Source organism: Pseudorhodobacter wandonensis (assembly GCF_001202035.1).
Taxonomy (GTDB): Bacteria; Pseudomonadota; Alphaproteobacteria; order Rhodobacterales; family Rhodobacteraceae; genus Pseudorhodobacter; species Pseudorhodobacter wandonensis.
Map to the genome: position 1 here is coordinate 474,667 of NZ_LGHT01000025.1, position 19,773 is coordinate 494,439.

Annotated in this window: 19 protein-coding genes and 1 other RNA gene; 12 read left to right on the plus strand and 8 right to left on the minus strand. The window is 58.4% G+C overall.

The annotated features are described in order from the left end of the window. Positions 1–13: 13 nt before the first annotated feature. From AKU79_RS06365 to AKU79_RS06375, 3 genes are all read right to left on the minus strand, one after another. Complete coding sequence (locus AKU79_RS06365; RefSeq protein WP_050522699.1) at positions 14–388, minus strand: NADH:ubiquinone oxidoreductase subunit NDUFA12; 375 nt, start codon at positions 386–388, stop codon at positions 14–16. A 112-nt stretch (positions 389–500) separates the two neighbouring features. Further along, positions 501–1,766: an ATP-dependent Clp protease ATP-binding subunit ClpX gene (gene clpX, locus AKU79_RS06370; protein WP_050522700.1), complete on the minus strand. Its 1,266-nt coding sequence runs from the start codon at positions 1,764–1,766 to the stop codon at positions 501–503. A 115-nt stretch (positions 1,767–1,881) separates the two neighbouring features. Beyond that, a complete protein-coding gene (locus AKU79_RS06375) occupies positions 1,882–2,514 on the minus strand; it encodes an ATP-dependent Clp protease proteolytic subunit (RefSeq protein ID WP_050522701.1) in 633 nt (210 codons plus the stop codon). 366 nt (positions 2,515–2,880) lie between these two features. Here AKU79_RS06375 and AKU79_RS06380 point away from each other — a divergent pair, with 366 nt between their 5' ends. After that, entirely contained in the window at positions 2,881–3,306 is a 426-nt protein-coding gene (locus AKU79_RS06380) for a CAP domain-containing protein (protein WP_050522702.1), read from the plus strand. Between the two features lie 6 nt (positions 3,307–3,312). Here the strand turns inward: AKU79_RS06380 and AKU79_RS06385 are convergent, their stop codons facing one another. Then, positions 3,313–4,605 carry an ATP-binding protein gene (locus AKU79_RS06385; RefSeq protein WP_050522703.1) on the minus strand — a complete coding sequence of 431 codons (1,293 nt, stop codon included), beginning with the start codon at positions 4,603–4,605 and terminating at the stop codon, positions 3,313–3,315. 81 nt (positions 4,606–4,686) lie between these two features. Here AKU79_RS06385 and AKU79_RS06390 point away from each other — a divergent pair, with 81 nt between their 5' ends. The 10 genes from AKU79_RS06390 to AKU79_RS06430 all read left to right on the plus strand — a co-directional run bounded on the left by AKU79_RS06390 (position 4,687) and on the right by AKU79_RS06430 (position 12,202). Then, the gene (locus AKU79_RS06390; protein WP_050522704.1) at positions 4,687–5,604 is read left to right on the plus strand and encodes an MBL fold metallo-hydrolase; all 918 of its coding nucleotides are present in this window, start codon (positions 4,687–4,689) and stop codon (positions 5,602–5,604) included. Positions 5,605–5,608: 4 nt separating this feature from the next. After that, positions 5,609–5,965, plus strand: a transfer-messenger RNA (tmRNA) gene (gene ssrA, locus AKU79_RS18905). Between the two features lie 248 nt (positions 5,966–6,213). Next, positions 6,214–6,870: a DUF1194 domain-containing protein gene (locus AKU79_RS06395; protein ID WP_050522705.1), complete on the plus strand. Its 657-nt coding sequence runs from the start codon at positions 6,214–6,216 to the stop codon at positions 6,868–6,870. Between the two features lie 113 nt (positions 6,871–6,983). Beyond that, a complete protein-coding gene (locus AKU79_RS06400) occupies positions 6,984–7,811 on the plus strand; it encodes a chromate resistance protein ChrB domain-containing protein (protein ID WP_050522706.1) in 828 nt (275 codons plus the stop codon). An 89-nt stretch (positions 7,812–7,900) separates the two neighbouring features. Further along, on the plus strand, positions 7,901–9,157 hold the full coding sequence (chrA, locus tag AKU79_RS06405) for a chromate efflux transporter (protein ID WP_197087233.1): 1,257 nt from the start codon (positions 7,901–7,903) through the stop codon (positions 9,155–9,157). A gap of 83 nt (positions 9,158–9,240) precedes the next feature. Further along, positions 9,241–9,708 (plus strand): SspB family protein, encoded by a 468-nt coding sequence (locus AKU79_RS06410; RefSeq protein ID WP_050522707.1) that lies wholly within the window; start codon positions 9,241–9,243, stop codon positions 9,706–9,708. A gap of 23 nt (positions 9,709–9,731) precedes the next feature. Beyond that, positions 9,732–10,292 carry a class I SAM-dependent methyltransferase gene (locus AKU79_RS06415; RefSeq protein WP_050522708.1) on the plus strand — a complete coding sequence of 187 codons (561 nt, stop codon included), beginning with the start codon at positions 9,732–9,734 and terminating at the stop codon, positions 10,290–10,292. A gap of 94 nt (positions 10,293–10,386) precedes the next feature. Then, entirely contained in the window at positions 10,387–11,781 is a 1,395-nt protein-coding gene (gene fumC / locus AKU79_RS06420) for a class II fumarate hydratase (protein ID WP_050522709.1), read from the plus strand. Positions 11,782–11,792: 11 nt separating this feature from the next. Beyond that, complete coding sequence (locus tag AKU79_RS06425; RefSeq protein ID WP_050522710.1) at positions 11,793–11,975, plus strand: DUF4169 family protein; 183 nt, start codon at positions 11,793–11,795, stop codon at positions 11,973–11,975. After that, complete coding sequence (locus AKU79_RS06430) at positions 11,972–12,202, plus strand: ribbon-helix-helix domain-containing protein (RefSeq protein WP_050522711.1); 231 nt, start codon at positions 11,972–11,974, stop codon at positions 12,200–12,202. The genes AKU79_RS06425 and AKU79_RS06430 overlap by 4 nt, the downstream gene beginning before the upstream one ends. A gap of 110 nt (positions 12,203–12,312) precedes the next feature. Here AKU79_RS06430 and AKU79_RS06435 read toward each other — a convergent pair whose 3' ends face one another. From AKU79_RS06435 to AKU79_RS06450, 4 genes are all read right to left on the minus strand, one after another. Then, positions 12,313–13,659 carry a cytochrome P450 gene (locus tag AKU79_RS06435; RefSeq protein ID WP_050522712.1) on the minus strand — a complete coding sequence of 449 codons (1,347 nt, stop codon included), beginning with the start codon at positions 13,657–13,659 and terminating at the stop codon, positions 12,313–12,315. Then, entirely contained in the window at positions 13,656–14,933 is a 1,278-nt protein-coding gene (locus AKU79_RS06440; RefSeq protein ID WP_050522713.1) for a hypothetical protein, read from the minus strand. The genes AKU79_RS06435 and AKU79_RS06440 overlap by 4 nt, the downstream gene beginning before the upstream one ends. A gap of 72 nt (positions 14,934–15,005) precedes the next feature. Continuing rightward, entirely contained in the window at positions 15,006–15,755 is a 750-nt protein-coding gene (locus AKU79_RS06445; protein WP_050522714.1) for a cytochrome c biogenesis CcdA family protein, read from the minus strand. Between the two features lie 155 nt (positions 15,756–15,910). Then, positions 15,911–18,664 (minus strand): Rne/Rng family ribonuclease, encoded by a 2,754-nt coding sequence (locus tag AKU79_RS06450; protein ID WP_050522715.1) that lies wholly within the window; start codon positions 18,662–18,664, stop codon positions 15,911–15,913. Between the two features lie 472 nt (positions 18,665–19,136). Between AKU79_RS06450 and AKU79_RS06455 the strand changes: the two genes are divergently transcribed. After that, complete coding sequence (locus AKU79_RS06455) at positions 19,137–19,772, plus strand: nucleotidyltransferase family protein (protein ID WP_050522783.1); 636 nt, start codon at positions 19,137–19,139, stop codon at positions 19,770–19,772. The last annotated feature ends 1 nt before the right edge of the window (position 19,773 follow it).

The window sequence follows — 19,773 nt, forward strand, 5'->3', positions numbered from 1 at the left end:
TTCCGCAGCCCGATTATTCCGGCTGCCACGCGTCATAATCGCTGCGTGCCGCAGGCACTGGCCGACGAATAGAGCCGCTTGGCGCATAGGCCGCGTCGGTCCCCGTCAGGTTTTCCAGATGCGGCTTTTCCCAGGCTTTATGCACCAAAGGCTTATCGCTCGGTGTCTCATTCCAGGTGAAATGCAGCCAGCCGTGCCAATCCGGGCTTACCCGTGTGGCCTCCATCTCGCCGTTGTAAATCACCCAGCGGCGTTTACCATCGGTGGTTTTGTAATAGATATTCCCCTGCGCATCTTCCCCCACTTTCACGCCTTTGCGCCAAGTGAAAATCTGGGTGCTGATGGTTTGGCTGTTCCACCAAGTCAGCAGGCGTTTAAGGAAATACATCACGGGTCTCCGGCTTCGTTTCACTGTGCTATATGGCGTAAGGCGCGGCCAAGGTCCAGCCTCATCCGCAGCCCTAAAAAAGGGCAGGCCCCGAAAGGCCCGCCCCTATTGCTTAGCCCGCGCTTGCAGGTTCTTTTTTCTTGCGATCGGTATGCACCAGCAGCGGTTTCGCACCCGAATTCACCGCCTCTTCGTTGACAACAACCTCTTGCACGTCACTCAGACCCGGCAGTTCGAACATGGTATCCAGCAAGATATCCTCCATGATCGACCGCAAGCCCCGCGCGCCGGTTTTCCGCTTGATTGCGCGTTTCGCAATCGCGGTCAGCGCATCGGCGGTAAAGGTCAGCTGCGTGCCTTCAATATCAAACAAACGTTGATACTGCTTAACCAGCGCATTCTTTGGCTGGGTCAAAATCGTGATCAGCGCGGCCTCATCCAGATCGGTCAGGGTCGCCAAAACGGGCAAACGGCCCACAAATTCAGGGATAAGCCCGAATTTCAACAGATCTTCCGGCTCCAGCTCTTGGAACATCTCGCCCACGCCACGTGCATCCGGGTCTTTGACCTCGGCGCCAAAACCGATGCCCGAGCCCTTGTTGCGCTGCGCGATGATCTTTTCCAAACCGGCAAACGCGCCACCACAGATGAACAGAATGTTCGTCGTATCCACTTGCAGGAATTCCTGCTGCGGATGCTTGCGCCCACCCTGCGGCGGCACGGATGCAACCGTACCTTCCATGATCTTCAGCAGCGCCTGCTGCACGCCCTCGCCCGAGACATCCCGCGTAATCGACGGGTTGTCAGACTTGCGCGTAATCTTATCCACTTCGTCGATGTAAACGATGCCACGCTGCGCGCGCTCGACGTTATATTCCGACGCTTGCAGCAGCTTCAGGATGATGTTTTCCACATCCTCGCCAACATAGCCTGCTTCGGTCAAAGTTGTTGCATCGGCCATTGTAAACGGCACATCCAAAATCCGTGCCAGCGTTTGCGCCAGCAAGGTTTTGCCGCAACCCGTTGGGCCAATCAGCAAGATGTTGGATTTCGCCAGTTCAATATCCGACTTGGACGAATGGTTCAGACGTTTATAGTGGTTATGCACCGCCACCGCCAAAACGCGTTTCGCATGCTCTTGCCCGATGACATAATCATCCAGCACCTTGGCAATATCGCGCGGCGTTGGCACGCCCTCGGTTGTTTTCAATCCGCTAGTTTTGGTTTCCTCGCGGATAATATCCATGCACAGTTCAACGCATTCATCACAAATGAACACCGTCGGCCCTGCAATAAGCTTACGCACCTCATGCTGGCTTTTGCCACAAAATGAGCAATAGAGGGTGTTTTTGCTGTCGCTGCTCGAATTCGTCGCCATCCTGATCCTCTGCCCTGCGTCGCTTAATATCTGCTGGGGCCAAGTCTAGGCCAAGCCCCACGCCTTCACAATGTCAAATCGCCCCCAAATGTGATCACCTTTGGGGGCATTGGCCTTACTTCGCTTCTGGCTCGGCTTTGCCACGGTTTTCCAGAATGTCGTCGATCAGGCCCCATTCTTTCGCATCTTCGGCCGACATAAAGTTGTCGCGTTCCAGCGCGGCCTCAACCGTCGCCAGGTCTTGGCCCGTATGGCGCACATAAATTTCATTCAACCGGCGCTTCAGTTTTTCGGTTTCGCGCGCGTGGATCATGATGTCGGTCGCCTGCCCCTGATACCCGCCAGATGGCTGGTGCACCATGACACGGGAATTGGGCAACGAAAACCGCATACCCTTTTCGCCGGCTGTCAGCAAAAGGCTGCCCATTGATGCCGCCTGCCCGATAACCAGCGTCGAAACCTTGGGCTTGATGTATTGCATCGTGTCATAAATCGACAAACCTGCCGTCACAACGCCGCCTGGGCTGTTGATATACATCGAGATTTCTTTCGACGGATTCTCAGCCTCAAGGAACAAAAGCTGGGCGCAGATCAGGCTCGACATACCGTCATGCACAGGGCCCGACAAAAAGATGATCCGTTCCTTAAGCATCCGGCTAAAGATGTCATAGGCGCGTTCACCGCGGCTGGTCTGTTCCACAACCATAGGAACGAGGGTGTTCATGTAGTGATCAATCGGATCTTGCATCTGCGCCTGCCTGTTTATCTAAAGTAACGTTTGTCCCAAAGGATTGCATAAGTCTTAGTAGTGCGTGCCGCCCCCTGCAAGGGCATCAGGAAAAATCCCAAAGCCAAAGCAACACGTCAAAACAACCGCCCCGGAAACCCTGCCCAACCCTGTCATGCCAAAACACCGTTAGCAAATGCTTAAGCGACAAGATCAAAGGCACACCTTCCGCCTGTTTCCCAAGGCATCAGCGGCACACCGCCTGTCGCGGCAATTTCGCGTTGCCCCTACGCTTTGTCACCCTAAAATACAGGTGCAAAACACAGCCGCCAAATTGGAAACCGCTTGAATTTACGACACGCGCTTTGCATTTCCTTGTGCCTCGCGATGGCACCCCCTGCCATGGCCAAATGCGTTTTGCCTGCAGATGCCGCAGCGCAAATCCGCGAAACACGTGGCCAGATCAACGCCTATCGCACACAGGCAGGTCTGCCCGCCCTGCGCCAAAATACCAAACTGGCCGCCGCAGCTGCAAGCCACGCCTGCGACATGGCCGACAGGGGCAAAATCTCGCATTCAGGCAGCAACGGCTCGGATTTTGCGCAGCGCATCAAGACGAGGGGCTATAACTTCAGCGCCGCAAACGAAAATGTCGGCATGTTCGGAACGGGCAAAGCGGCACAATGGTGGTACAATTCACCCGGCCACCGCGCGAATATGCTGTCACCGAAAATCACAGAAATAGGCTTGGGCATCGCGCTCGGCGCAGACAAACAGGTCTATTGGGTCATGGTCGGCGGCAGCCCGCGCTAAGGCACCCTAACAGGCGATTATGAACTCGGCTTTCAACCCGCCCAGATCCTCGCTTTTCGACAGAATTAGCCTGCCGCCATGACTGCGAGCAATATCTTGGGTGATCGCAAGGCCAAGCCCTACGCCGCCGCCTTTGTTCGGGTCTCGTGCCGCATCCAGCCGCGCAAAGGGCGTCAGGGCCTCGTCACGCTGGGGTTCCGGTATCCCGGGGCCGTTATCCTCGACAATCACGCGCAAATTGCGCTCGGTTTGCACAAACCCGACCCGCACTTTACTGCCAAACCGCACCCCGTTGCCGATCAGGTTCTCTATCGCACGCATGACTGCCGCAGGCCGCAGCATAACCTCACCGCTGCCCGTTTGCGCCCCCGTTACAACCGGCATCCCTGCCCGCACAGCATTATCAACAATGCGCTTGATCAGCTCTTTCGGATTGGTCAGTTCCGCCTCTTCCATCGCATCGCCACGCGCAAAGGATAGAAACCCGTCGATCAGCCGCTGCATATCACCCACATCGCGCAGCAAGGCTTCGGTATCCTCATCCTCGGGCAGCATAGACAGGCCCAGCCGCATACGGGTCAATGGCGTGCGCAAATCATGGCTGATCCCCGACAGCATCATCGTGCGCTGCTCGATCTGCCGCTCGATCCGGGAACGCATGTCCAGAAACGCCTTGCCCGCCGCCCGCACCTCTAATGCGCCGCGCGGCCGGTAGCGCACCGTCTGCCCTTTGCCGAACGCCGTCGCCGCATCGGCCAGTTTGGTGATCGGGCGCAGCTGGTTGCGCAAAAACCCGTAGGCAATAAATGTCATCAAAACCGAGGTCAGAATCATCAAAACCAGCAGTTGGTGCGGGTTCGAGGCCGAAACCCGCACCCGATCAACCATCAACCACAAAGGCCCGTCCGCGGTATCAATCACCATTTCCACCCGCTGCGGATCAGACAACAGTTCAACCTGTCGCACCCCCGGCACCAGTGTACGCAGCGTCAGAATCACCTCTTTGCCAGATAGATCAATCGCGCTGCGCACATCCCCTTGGCCGGTCTTTTTCGTCGGATATTCAATCCTAAAGCCCATGGCAGCGGCGAAATCATCGCGCAGGCTACCGTCTTGCGCCAACATATACTGGATCTCTTGGGCCACGCCCTCGGTCATCTGCTGCGTCACCCGCTCGAAATGACGTTGGATAAACGCAACCGACACCACCAATTGGATCGTCACCACAGGCACGATCAAAATAAGTGCCGCCCGCCCGTAAAGGCCTCGTGGCATAAGGTATTTAAGCTTGCTAAACATAGCACCAACCTACCCCCGGCGCGGCCATTACAAAAGCCCCCGCAATTGCAATACACCAATAGCGGCAAAGGATCGCGTTAAATGCAAAATGCCCGCCCCCCAAAGCAGCCGCAGCCCGACAGCCCGCACACCGATCTCGGCAATGGCTTGCGTCGCATTCTGGCACCCAATCCTTCGCCAATGACCCTACATGGCACCAACAGCTATCTGGTTGGCACGGGCGAGGTCGCCCTGATCGACCCCGGCCCCAATATTGCAGCCCACGCCACCGCCCTGCAAAGCGCGCTGCACAAGGGCGAGCGGATCAGCCATATCCTCGTTACCCATTCCCATCTCGACCACTCGCCCCTCGCCCGCCCCTTGGCCGAATTCTATGGCGCGAAAATCTATGCCTACGGCCCCGCCACAGCAGGCCGCAGCCCGCAAATGCAGGCGCTGGCCGATGCCGGGCTGATTGCCGGCGGCGAAGGCATTGATGCCACCTTTACCCCCGATGTCTCCTTGGCCGATGGCGATACGCTCGCCCATGGCGATTGGTCACTGACAGCCCTTCACACCCCCGGCCATCTGTCCAACCACCTCTGCTTTGCCTCTGGCACAACACTGTTTTCAGGCGATCACGTGATGGGCTGGGCCTCGTCTCTGGTCTCGCCCCCCGATGGCGACATGGCGGCCTATATGGCCTCCACCCGCCGCCTCGCCGCGCAAAACTGGCAGGTCATCCACGCAGGCCACGGCGACCCCATCACCGATCCCGTCGCCCGCCTTGCCTTTCTTCTCCGGCACCGCGAACAGCGCGAGACCGAGATTCTCGCCCAACTCGCCCATGGCCCAAGCACCGTTCAAACCCTCACCCAAACGCTCTACACCGATACCCCGCCCGCCCTGCACCCCGCGGCACAGCGCAACGTCCTGGCCCATCTGCTCGATCTGGTGCAACAAGGCCGCGTCACCGCCCGGCCCGCACCCGGCTTTTCCGCCCGCTACAGTTTGGCCTGATCGTCCCCTTGCACGCCCGCAACTGCCCCCCTATATTGATCTTGTTCGGGCTTGCTCGGACTATGGCGATAAACGCACCTGTAATACACGGCTCGGACCCGGGGGCGGTACCCGGCGACTCCACCATTCCACCCGCTCATTTCGGGGGTTCGGGGTCGAAATAGGATCGACGAACGTTTAAAGAGGCCAGCTTTCGCTCGGTGAGTTACCACCGTTATCGGTACAAATCGTACAGTTGCAAATGACAACCGTGCTCCGATGGCTATGGCCGCGTAAGCGACCGGACCTATCGAAAACTAAGCCCTTGCACCTAGCAGTGTAAGGCGGGGCCCGCAGGAGCCTGGCAACAGAATCCTGCACTTACCCCCCAAACCACTCCCCGCTTTCTGTTCGGCCCAAATATCCCCGCCGGAGGCAGCCGCCGCCAGCCACCTGATCAAACCACAACCCATAACGCCGCATTGCCCGCCCAACACGCGCACCCCTCTTCCGCAGACAGGCAATTCCGCCAATACCAAACTGCACGCAGTATGGGCAGCCACCTCCGGCGGCTTTGTGCATAGCCACTAAACGCTTGCGCGATCACCCGGGCCACGCCAAACTTGCCCCATGCTGCGCATTCTCGCCCTTGCCCTCAGCCTTGGCCTGACCCAACCGGCACAGGCCTGTGACACAGCACTTTTGCTGGCGATCGATGTCTCAGGCTCGATCGACAAAGGCGAATACGCGCTGCAAATCGGCGGGCTTTTCGACGCGCTCCAAGACCCCGAGGTCGCAGACATCCTGCTTCGGGGCCAATCTGCTTTGGCCGTGGTACAATGGTCGGGCTTGGACCGCCAAGCGCTCGTCATCCCTTGGCAACGCATGCTCTCACCTCAGGCCCTGAACCGTTTTGCCCAATCCACCCGCACCCTGCCCCGTGCCTTTACCGGCTCGGATACCGCAGTCGGACAGGCGATCAGCTTTGCAACAGCACAATTCGCGGCGGTACCCGATTGCACCCGCCATGTGATCGACATCTCGGGCGATGGCCCCGAAAACGCAGGGCACACGGTTTCCCGCGCCCGCCGCAACGCCTTGGCCCAGAACATCACCATAAACGCTATCGCAATAGAGGATATGGGCCTCTCGTCGCCAACCTCGAATTTCTACAAGAACTGGGTCATCACCCCCAAAGGCTTTGTCATCACCGCCCGCGGCCTTGATGATTACCCCCGCGCCATCCGCGCCAAACTGCTGCGCGAACTGGTCAAACCCACAGGCTAAACGCTTGACCACGCCACAAGCCACGCGCTATCCTTGGCTTATGGGGCCCGCGAACGCCCCGTGAGGCGCCAGCCCAAGCATCGCATCCCCCTAGCTTTATACAGGATGCCCCTATGCCCGGCCCCAACCAGATTACCCCGTCCCAACTCGCCCGCCTTATCGGCACCCCCGATTGCCCGACCCTGATCGATGTGCGAACGGACGAAGATTTCAATGCCGATCCCCGCCTTATCCCCACTGCCCGCCGCATCTCGCATCAAGACATCAGCCTGCAAACCGCCTTCGCCCAAAACGCCTTCCCTCAAAACGGCCCCCAACAAAACGGGCCACACGCCGTTGTCATTTGCCAACACGGGCTGAAACTCTCGCATGGCGCGGCGGCTGTGCTGCGCTGCCTCGGCGCCACCGCCGAATCGCTCGAAGGCGGATTTGCGGCTTGGTCAAAGGCCGAACTGCCCCTTACCCCCGCCAGCATTCTTGCGGGCAGCAACCGCTGGGTCACCCGTCACCGCCCCAAAATAGACCGCATCGCCTGCCCTTGGCTGATCCGCCGCTTCGTCAACCCGCAGGCCGAATTTCTCTATGTCCCACCATCCGAGGTCGCAGCGGTTGCCGACCGCTTCAGCGCACTCCCTTTTGATATCGAAAACACCTTCTGGTCACACCGCGCCGAAACCTGCAGCTTTGATACAATGGTCACAGAATTCGGTCTCGGCTCACCCGCGATGGACCGCTTGGCCCGGATCATCCGCGCCGCCGATACAGACAGCCACGAAAACGCCCCACAAGCGGCGGGCCTGCTTGCCCTCTCGGTCGGCCTGTCGCGCATGTACAAAGATGATCTGCAACAGCTTGACGCCGCCATGCCGCTCTATGATGCCCTCTACCGTTGGGCCCGCGACGGGCATCTTGAAACCCACGACTGGCCCGCTGCCACGTAAATCCCACCCCCCGCTTTCTTTTCGGCAAAAATATCCCCGCCGGAGGCACCGCCCTGCCCCCACGCGCCCCAGCAATAAAGAGCATCCCATTGCCCCAACTGCCTGAATTTACCCGCGTCTTTGCCCGCATCGGCCTGCTGTCCTTTGGTGGCCCCGCCGCCCAGATCGCCCTGATGCACCGCGAATTGGTAGAACAGCGCAACTGGCTAACCGAATCCGACTACCTGCGCGCATTGTCTTTTTGCATGATGCTGCCCGGCCCCGAAGCGATGCAACTTGCGACCTACGCAGGCTGGCGTCTGCGCGGCACAATTGGCGGGCTGATCGCGGGGCTGTTGTTCGTGCTGCCCGGGGCTTTGGTGGTGCTAATCCTTGCCATGCTCTATGCATCTTACGGCGATTTGCCACTGGCGGCAGCTTTGCTGCGCGGCGTGCAGGCGGCAGTGTTGGCCATCGTGCTGCACGCGCTACTAAAGATTTCAAAGCGCGCGCTGACAGGGTGGTTCCATAGGGAACTCGCCGTTGCGGCCTTTCTGGCGCTGTTTCTGTTCAACCTGCCCTTTCCGTTTGTCGTCCTTACCGCAGGATTGATCGGCTTTCTCACCGCGAAACAGCCTGACCAAACGGCCCCGCTAGCAGCAAGCACCGCGATAGATTGGTCTCAAACCCTGCGCCCCGCCGCGCTCTGGGCCGTAATCTGGCTGCTGCCACTTGCTGCCCTTTGGCTGGCCGAGGGCGGATTTTTGTTTGAAATCGGCCTGTTATTTTCAAAACTCGCCGTCCTGACCTTTGGCGGCGCCTATGCGGTTCTCGCCTGGCTTACCCAAGCCATCGTGCAAGACAAAACATGGCTGACCCTGCCACAAATGATCGATGCGCTCGGATTGGCCGAAACCACCCCCGGCCCGCTGATTCTGGTCACCGAGTTCGTGGCCTATCTTTCGGGCCATGGCAAAGGCGGGGTGCCACTGGGCCTCGCCGCCGCCCTCATCGCGCTATGGATGACCTTTGCCCCCTGCTTTTTGTGGATCTTTGCCGGCGCACCGCTCATCGCGCGGCTAGAACACGCGCCACGGCTGTCTTCGGCCCTCGCCGCGATCACAGCAGCCGTCGTCGGGGTGATCGGCAACTTGTCGGTCTGGTTCGCGCTGCATGTGCTGTTTGGCCAAATCGACAGCTATACCCTCGGCCCCGTTGCACTAACCCTACCCCATATCAACACACTGGACCCGATCGCCGCCGCCCTAACCATTCTGGCAACCTGGCTTATCTTTGCCCGCCACTGGGGCCTTGCACAAACCCTCGCCCTCTGCGCCGCGCTCGGCGCAATCCCCGCCCTCACATAACTGCCACTTTTTTCACCACTACCGCCCCTTTCTTTCGACCTCAAATCCCTTATGCTGTGCTGAATCGACAAAAGGAAGAAAGCATGGCCCGCACCATCGACTACGGCAACCTTATGCATAACGCGATGCGCGGGCTGATCCAGTCCGTCCTGACCGACGTGGCGATGCACGGCCTGCCGGGCAACCACCATTTCTTTATCACCTTTGATACCAAGCACCCCGATGTGCTGATAGCCGACTGGTTGCACGCCCGTTACCCGACTGAAATGACTATCGTTATCCAAAACTGGTTCGAAAACCTCACCGTCACCGATACCGGCTTTTCCATCACCCTCAACTTCGGCAACAACCCCGAACCGATGGTCGTGCCTTTTGACGCGTTGCGCACGTTTGTTGACCCTTCGGTCGAATTCGGCTTGCGGTTCGAAACACAAGAAGATGATGACGACGATTACGAAAGTGACGACGAAGACCTTGACGGCGAACAGGAAAAACCTGAAAAGCCGCATCAGGATGCCGAGGTCGTCTCGCTCGACAAATTCCGGAAATAGTCCAACAGCCACAAGGCAAAACCATGTTGTCTGAACTTGCGTTCTTTCTGAAACAAGCGGTTTTGCAACCCAAGCAAACCTCATCACTGGTGCCTTCATCGCGTGCGCTTGCCGCCGCAATGGCCGAACATGTCGGCCCCGAAACCGGCCCCGTGGTCGAATTTGGCCCCGGCACCGGTATCATCACCCGCGCCATCCTTGCCCGCGGCGTGCGCCCCGAAAATCTGACGCTGTTTGAAATGAACCCGGTCTTTGCCGAAACCGTGGCCAAACGCTTTCCCGGCACCACGATGCATGTCACCGGCGCACAACAGGCCCCCGACCTGATGCCCGCCACGGTCGGCGCCGTTGTCTCTGGCCTGCCCTTGCTGTCAATGCCGCGCAGCCTGCGCCGCGAGATTGTGGGCGCCGCCTTCAAGGTCATGCGCCCCGATGGTATTTTCGTCCAGTTCACCTACGGCCACACCACACCGCTTTCCCCCGAGGGCCTTTCCGCCCTCGGCCTTACCGCGACCAAGGCGAAAAAGGTCTGGGCCAACTTTCCGCCGGCACAGGTCTATATCCTGCGGCGCAGCCAGAACTAGCCTGTCCTGCGGCGGTATGCCGCCGTATACCGATTGATTTTCTGCGCCCAACGCCCTAAACAGGCCCCGAATTCAGGCCCATCAGGAGCGCATAATGTCCGCAACCCGTACCGAAACCGACAGCTTTGGCCCGCTCGAAGTTCCCGCCGATAAATATTGGGGCGCACAAACCCAGCGCTCGATCATGAACTTCCCCATTGGCTGGGAAAAGCAACCTGTCGCCATCATCCGCGCTTTGGGCGTCATCAAAAAGGCCTGTGCCACCGTTAACGTGGCCCAAGGCGATATGCCCGCAGATCTGGGCAAAACCATTGCCGAGGCCGCGCAAGAGGTGATCGACGGCAAGTTTGATGACAACTTTCCGCTGGTCGTCTGGCAAACCGGTTCCGGCACCCAATCCAACATGAACGCGAATGAGGTCATCTCGAACCGCGCGATTGAAATGCTGGGCGGCGTCAAAGGCAGCAAAAAACCGGTTCACCCCAACGATCATTGCAACATGGGCCAGTCGTCGAACGACACGTTCCCCACCGCAATGCACGTGGCAACTGGCATGATGGCGCGGGATGTGCTGCTGCCCGGCCTTGAAAAACTGCACGCCGCACTGGTCGCAAAACAAAACGAATTCAAAGACATCATCAAGATCGGCCGCACCCATACGCAGGATGCAACCCCACTGACCTTGGGTCAGGAATTTTCCGGCTACGCCCATCAGGTCGCCAAAGGGATCGAGCGCGTCAAAGCCTGCCTCCCCGATATTTATGAGCTGGCCCAAGGCGGCACCGCCGTTGGCACCGGCCTGAACACCCGCGTTGGCTGGGATACCCGCGTTGCTGCGGAAATCGCCGCCATCACCAACCTGCCCTTTGTGACCGCCCCTAACAAATTCGAATCTCTGGCCGCGCATGACGCGATGGTCATGTTCTCGGGCGCGTTGAAAACGGTTGCCGCCAGCCTGTTCAAAATCGCCAACGACCTGCGCTTGCTCGGTTCCGGCCCCCGCTCGGGCCTTGGCGAATTGATCCTGCCAGAAAATGAACCGGGCTCGTCCATCATGCCGGGCAAAGTAAACCCGACCCAGGCCGAGGCGCTGACCATGGTTTGCGCCCATGTCATGGGCAATGATGCCGCCATCGGTTTTGCAGGCAGCCAAGGGCACTTTGAGCTGAACGTCTACAACCCGATGATGTCCTATAACCTGTTGCAATCCATGCAGCTTTTGGGCGATGCCGCTGGCAGCTTTACCGACAACATGGTTGTCGGCACGCAGGCCAACACCGCACGCATCGACAAGCTGATGAAGGAATCGCTGATGCTGGTGACGGCGCTTGCGCCGACAATCGGCTATGATAACGCGACCAAAGTTGCCAAAACCGCGCATAAAAACGGCACGACCTTACGCGAAGAGGCGATTGCTTTGGGCCTCGTCGATGGCGAAACCTTTGACCGCGTTGTCCGCCCCGAAGACATGATCGGTCCCAAAGGGTAATCGGGTCCAAAATGGCACAAGTCATCAACCTGCGCAGTGTTAAAAAGGCCCGTCAGCGGGCCGAGGCAACTGCGCAGGCTGATGCCAACGCCGCGAAATTCGGACGGACCAAGGCCGAAAAGCTGGCCGAAGCTGCCCGCAAAGACAAGGCCAAGCGCGACCTCGACGGCCACGCGCTTGACCCCAAACCATGAAACGCGCGCCAGAACGCCCCGTCAAACACTCGCTCACCCTGCGCGGTCACCGCACATCGGTGTCGCTTGAAACCGAGTTTTGGCAAGCCTTCCGCGACATCGCCGCCGCGCGCGATCTGACCATCAACGCGCTTGCGATTGAAATCGACGAATCCCGCCAAACTGACATCGGCCTTGCCTCGGCGATCCGCGTTTTCGTGCTAAACCACTTCCGCAACCAGCCGTAGGGTGCGCTTCAGCGCACCACCCGTTTCCGCGCGCCAAACCCTTAACAAATCACAAATTTTTTTGTGATTTCGTTTTTAAATCAATATCTTAATAACATGTCCGCGCGCGGTCATCCGCGCTTTTTCACATCCAACCAGATCCCATCCCGCGCCCGCACCGTTAGATGCGCCACCGGAACCGGCGCGCGCCCGGCCACCGTTTCGAACCGGTAAGCCCGCACCAGCATCGCCAACAAAAGCGGCCCCTCGATCATCGCAAACCCGGCTCCGGGGCACACTCTCGGCCCTGCCGAAAACGGCAAAAACGCCTCTTTCGCGCAGCTCCGCCCGGCCTCGGTTTGCCAGCGATCCGGATCAAATTCATCCGGCCGCTCCCAAATTCTTTCATGGCGATGCAGATGCCACGGGCTTAAAACCACCTGCCCCCCCGCTGCCACCTCGCGGCCGCGAAAGACCTCAGGGCAGCGATTTTCCCGCACCATCATCGGCACCGGCGGATACAATCGCAGCGCCTCACGAAAGACATCCCGACTGAATTTCAGCTGTCCCATCACAGCGAAATCCGGCGCCTCACCAATTCCGGCCGCCTCTTCGGCCAGCCGGTTTTGAACCTCCGGATACGTCGCCAGCAAATACAGCGCCCACCCCAAAGCCGAGGCCGAGGTTTCATGCCCCGCCAGAAAGAAGATCGCGACCTGATCGATCATCTCTTCTGTATCAAAAAGCTGCCCTGAAACCGGATCAGGGGTGGTCATGATTTTCGTCGCCAGATCATCCGGCGCCTCACCCGCCGCAATCAAGCCTGCCCGATGCTCGGTCAGGCCCCGAATTAGGCCGCGTATCCGCGCCGCCGTCTGCTTGGTACGCCGCGAATGAAACCGCGGAAACCAGCGCGGCAAAGGCAAAAACGCGGCCAGGTTCAAGATCGGCTGCTCGCGCTGATAAGCACGGAATTGGTCAAACACTTTCGCCGCGATCTCATGCTCGATCGGAATGGAAAACAGCGTGCGAAAGATCACATCTGCCGCCGCATGGCTCATTTCCGGCTCGATCTCTTGCACGCCCGGCTGCATCCGCGACACCGCCGCCTGCCCTGCCGCCGCCATCGCCGCAAAACTCTCGCGGATACGCCCGCCTTCGAACGCGGGGTCGATGATCCGCCGCTGCCGTTTCCAAACCTCACCATTGGTCACGAAAACCGAGTTGCCCAACAAAGGTGTCAGCCCCTCGCGGATGCGGTTCGATTTTGGAAAGTCATCCGGACGTTGGTTCAAGATCAGGCGTACCAGCGCCGGATCATTGCACAAATAGCTGCGAAAAAACGGTGTCCGAAACTCTGCCATCCAAGCGCGATACAGCCGCGCAGGCTGGGCCGACAAAATGTCTTGGCGAAACAGTTTCAAATACCGCCACAGCGACACTTTGTCTGGGCGGGCCGCAGGTTTCGGCGGCATCATAATGTCACCGAAGTGTATTTGTTTACAGGCGTCTCGATGCGCGATTGGGATGCAGGGCGGCCCTGATAGCGCGCGCCAAGCGTCATCGGCCCGGCGGTGATTTGAAAATAATCATAATCACGCGGGCGATCGAAGGCGCAAAGATACTGGAAATGCAGACGAAAAAACCGCCAGCGCAGCTCTTTCCAGCGGGCCGGTGACAAAGATTGCGTAAAAGCCGCCGAAAACACCAGCGGCCAGTGTTTGTTGGCAGGGGCCACCCCAGAAACCGCTACCGGATCGCAGAGCGCAAAGGCACAGCCATCGCCGGGGGCTGTTACGTCCACCCAAAACAACGCCTTTGTGGCCGCCAAAAACGCCAGATCAGTCCGCAAGCGTTGCGCCTGCGGCAAGAATGACACCATGGGAACCACCTGCCCCAAAGACAGGAACGACAAAGCCGGTCCCGATTTTGGCACCCGGCCTGCCCGAATAAGATCGGCCAAGACCGACACCGCCAAATGCACGCCCGAGGAATGGCCGACGATCAACACCTCATCCACATCTCTTTGCAGCGCCTCTGCGATGGTCTTGGTGAAATCTGCCATGCGGGCCTCTAACGCGGGCGGATTGGCCCCGTTCATCTGCGCCGAATAGGCATAATCATGCATCAGGTAATAGGCAAATACTCTTGCGTCGATCCGCCGGAACCAGCGCAAGGCCATCAACACGACCCCACCGAATGCGCCCCAATACACCAACCACCCAAGCAGGCTGATTGTTAAAGCCGCCCCCTCAGTGTCCAGTAAAAACAGTTGCAAGCCCGTGACCAGCACCTTTCCGGCAAGATGACCTGCCAAGACAGAAAGGCCCAACTGCCCCACCAAAAACACCACCGGATACAATGCCGCAATCACTGGCCCTTTGCGCAGTTGCATCAACCGCCACAACGCCCCCGAACCAATGTAGATCCACGCCGTGCGCAGCATTTGCAGGTAGGTCGCCAGAATGCCAGTATCCATCGAGGATTTGACGATATCAGACCAGACCAACACCTCGACCTGGGTCTGCACGTCTGTGCCATCAATTTGCGCGGCCACATCCCAACCATAGGCCCCGCCGGATTGCTTGGGCGAAAGCTGCAAAGCATAGTTCGAGACAGCCGCCTGCACTGCAGATTCTTTGCGATACAGCTCGCGGTAGCGGCGCGGATGAAAAGGGTCATACCCCGGAATATAAAAAACGTGGCGGCGACGTACCTGCCCCCCGTTTTTAACAGTTTGAGTGCCTGACATAGGCGCGTCCCTTAGCTTTCTGGGCGAGTATGCCGACAAACCGAAGGCAAAACCATGGGTTTAATCATATCCTTAGCCCAAAACGCTTAGCGCCGGAAAGGTTTCGAGCAACCAGAATGAGAAAGCCGAAAATGCGCCTGTCAACAACGCAAGACCGACAATGATAAGCAACAGCCCCATCGCGCGCTCAATGGTTTTCATATGACGCTTTAGGCGCGACATGACGCCCATGGCCCGCTCAATGAACACGGCAGCAAGGATGAATGGCAGGCCAAGGCCTAAAGCATAGATACCCAAAAGGGCTGTGCCCCTGACAAGGTTTGCCTCAGAGGCCGCAAGCGACAGAATTGCACCCAGCTGCGGGCCGATGCAGGGCGTCCAGCCAAAAGCGAATGCAAGCCCCAAGAGATAGGCCCCGAACGCCGAGCCGCCGCGGTCGCCCGCATCAAGCCGTGCCTCGCGGTCCAGAATATTAATGCGGAAAATGCCCAGAAAATGCAGACCAAAGATGATGACAATCAGGCCAGAGACCTTTGCCATAACATCTTGGTACTGCAAGAAAAACGTACCGAAAATTGAGGCCGTAAACCCGAGGAACAAAAACACTGTCGAGAGGCCGAACACGAAGAAAACCGCAGGCAACAAGACGCGGCGGCGTGCCGTGCCGCCTTGCATTTCGCCCATGCTGATGCCGCCCATATAGGCCAGATAAGGTGGCACAATTGGCAAAACGCAAGGTGACAGGAATGACAGCACACCCGCCACCAAAGCAACAAGCATCGCTGGCAGCAGGGCTGCGTCGATAAGGTCAATTCCGGCCATGGCTATTCCTTTGTTTTCACTTTGGACATAGCGCGATCTGTACGGGTTTGTCACCACGACAGATTGTCACTTTCGCGTGGTCATAGGCAAAGCCGTCAGGCCAAGAAAAAAGGGCGCAGGAATGACCCTGCGCCCTCGGCTGTTTCAGTTTGCGCCTAGAGCCCGATGTTCCACCACCCGCGGCGTTTTGGCTTGGCGGGTTCTTCGGGGCTTTCGGTATCCGGCGTTGCGGTTGCTTCAACATTGACCGATTCAACCTCGGCTGGCTGCGAATTAACCTCTGGTGCCGATGCTGCCTCGGGCGTTGGCTCGGGCGCCGGTACGGGGGGGGGCTCGGGCGCTTTCGTCTCTGGCACCACTTCGATGATCGGAGCGACGCTTTCATGGGCCTCAGACGCAACGGTTTCAGACGCAACCGTTTCGGGCGCAACCGTTTCGGGCGCAACCGTTTCAGCCTCAACCTTGGCTTTTGGCTTGCGGGTCCGCTTGGGTTTCGGCTTCGGTTTTTCCACAGCCTCTTCGGTGACATCCGCTGCAGGCGCAGCATCGACCGGGACTACCGCTTCGGCGTCAACGACCTCTACAACCGCCTTGGGTTTACGGCTGCGCGACCGCGTGCGCTTTTTCGGCGCCTCGTCAGGGGCATCCGTTGCTACGGCTTCGGATGCGGGCGTGGCTGCAGGCGCTGACTTGGGCTCTGCGGCAACTATGCTGTCTGCGTCATCACGATCAGAATCGTCCGAATCGTTGTTATCAGACCCGTTGTCATCCGAACCATTGCCGCTGCGACGGCGACGGCGGCGGCGACGCTTTTTGCGCCCGTTGCCATCTTTTGGCTCTTCTTCAGCTGCTGGAGCAGCAGCTTCGACTTCTGCGTTCTCTTCCTCTTCGGTCGGGATATCAGGATCAACAATGTCATCCTCTACCGCGCCCATGAACGAGGAATTGCCCGAAATCGCCGCAGAAACCTCGGCGACCACACGCGTCGCTGTTTTGAACTTTTCGATGGTGTAATCGGGGCTGATCATCGCCGGGTCGCATTCAACGCGCACCGACATGCCATAGCGGGCCTCGATCATCGCGATATGCTCGCGCTTTTGGTTCATCAGGAAGTTCACAACCGCAATCGGCGCGCGCAGCAAAACTTCACGCGAACGCTTACGCGTGCCTTCTTCCTCAAGCGCGCGCAAAATTTGCAGCGCCATGCTGTCGTCCGAGCGGATAAGCCCCGTGCCATGGCAATGCGCGCAAGGCTGTGTTGTGCTTTCCAACATGCCGGGGCGCAGGCGCTGGCGGCTCATTTCCAGCAGGCCAAAGCCCGAGATACGGCCAACCTGAATCCGCGCGCGGTCGGTTTTCAGCTTGTCTTTCAAACGCTTCTCAACGGCTGCGTTGTTACGGCGGTCTTCCATGTCGATAAAGTCGATCACGATCAGGCCGGCCAAATCGCGCAGGCGAAGTTGGCGGGCAACCTCTTCGGCGGCCTCGAGGTTGGTTTTTGTCGCTGTTTCTTCAATCGAGCCTTCTTTGGTCGCGCGGCCCGAGTTGACGTCAATCGCCACCAATGCCTCGGTAATGCCGATGACAATATAGCCACCCGATTTCAGCTGCACAGTCGGGTTGAACATGCCTCCAAGATAGCTTTCGACCTGATAGCGGGCAAACAGCGGGGTCGGATCATTGTATGGTTGCACGGCCTTGGCATGCGATGGCATGATCATGCGCATAAAGTCTTTGGCCACGCGATAGCCTTCGGCGCCTTCAACCAGCACTTCGTCAATCTCGCGGCTGTACAGATCACGGATCGAGCGCTTGATGAGGTTGCCCTCTTCATAAATGGCGGCGGGCGCCATCGATTTCATCGTCAGCTCGCGGATCTGTTCCCACAGGCGCATCAGGTATTCATAGTCGCGCTTGATTTCCGGCTTGGTACGCTTGGCCCCGGCGGTGCGGATAATCAGGCCCGCGCCTTCCGGAACCTTAATCTCGGACGCGATTTCCTTTAGCTTTTTGCGATCATTCGCTTGAGTAATCTTGCGCGAAATGCCGCCACCGCGGGCGGTGTTCGGCATCAATACGCAATAGCGGCCGGCAAGGGACAGATAGGTCGTAAGGGCGGCGCCTTTGTTGCCGCGCTCTTCCTTGACCACCTGCACCAGCATGATCTGGCGAACTTTGACCACTTCCTGAATTTTATAGCGGCGCGCGCGCGGGCGACGCGGGGCGCGAATTTCCTCGGCAACATCTTCATCGGCAACCGATTCAATATCGCTGTCCGCATCCGAAGCCGCGTTATCTGCGTTCAGGTTTTCGTCATCACTGTCATCGTCACCGTTGCCAGCATCAGCGTTGTTTTCGCCAGTGTTGCTATCGGCGGCGGCGACTGGCGCTTCCGTCTGCTCTTGTGGTGCCGTGGTTTGGTCCGAGCTAGTGGTATTTGCGTCGGCATCCGTCGCGGCAGAGTCATCACCATCCAGATCCACGACATCCATCGAACCAATTTCGACAGATTTTACCGCATCATTGGATTTCGCCGCCTGCGCACGCGGGCTGCGGCGGCGGCTGCGATTGCGGCCCCCGTCTTTTTCCTTGTCGTTCTCGTCCTCATCCTCGGCCCGTGCCAAGGCACGCTCTTCGGCCAACAGCGCTTGGCGATCGGCGATCGGGATTTGATAGTAGTCGGGATGAATCTCGGCAAAGGCGAGGAAACCATGGCGGTTTCCGCCATAATCTACAAAAGCTGCCTGCAGCGACGGCTCAACCCGTGTTACTTTTGCGAGGTAAATATTGCCAGCCAGCTGGCGTTTGTTAATGGTTTCAAAGTCAAATTCCTCAACCTTGTTTCCATCTACCACAACAACCCGAGTTTCCTCGGCATGTGTGGCGTCGATTAGCATTTTCTTGGCCATAATGTTCCATGGCACCCAATCGCGCCCACCGCGCCGGAGTGTCTCCGGGGGGGCGATTTGCGCGGATGTGGTGACTTGTATAGGCGGGGCTGCGCAGCAAAAACGGCAAGGTCGGCCTTAAAAGCCCCCTGTCATCTTTGATCTGTAATTCGGCGCGGCACATCGCGGTTTATCCCGAATGCATTGCTGCATCCATATGAAAACCCGTAATGTCAGTGACTTAACGGGCAAATAAGAGGCCTTGCGGCCGTTGATCCACCTTTGGCAAGCATCGACGAACGACCTGTCCGCCCAACGCGCCTTGGTATAAAACTGTTGCGCAGGCACTGTTCAGTAAGAACTAGAGCCGCGTGGATTGACCATAAAGGCAGGACGCAACAGAAGACAATGGTCAATTTGCGGTCTTTGTTTTTAAAGTGCATTGGTCTGGCACTATAAGGATGTGGTTGAAGGCTGTTTTCGAGGGGCGAAAATGAACGCAACAGAGAGCCCAGCGCATGGACCTGCGCCCTTGAAGCTGACAGTTCTGGTCTTGGCGGCCGGGGCGTCGTCACGCATGCGGGGCACTGACAAGTTGGTGGAAACCGTGGGCGGAATGCCATTGCTGCGCCGTGTGGTTTTGGCCGGAATTGGGACGGGCCTGCCAGTGGTGGTAGCGTTGGCACAAGACCGGCCGGAACGCCGCGAAGCATTGCAGGGGCTAAGCATTGAGCCAGTGTTCGCCTGCGGCGAGATGAGCGACTCGTTACGGGCCGGATTGGGACGCATAGACCCGACGCATGCGGTTTTGCTGCTGCTGGCCGATATGCCAGAAATTGAATGCCAAGACCTTTGCAAGATGATTTCTGCATACTCCTTGGCACCGGAATTCATTTATCGCGCAACCAATGACATGGGCCATGACGGGCATCCGGTCATCTTTCCGGCTTGGGCAAGGCCTGCGCTGATGGGCATCATTGGCGATACGGGTGCCAAGGCAGTGCTAAAGGCCCATGCGCATTCTATACGGCATGTGCCCCTGCCCGGCCTGCGGGCCACGACCGATCTTGATACCCCCGAAGATTGGGCAAAATGGCGCAAGGCCCAAGCAACCGGTGGCCACAACTGAA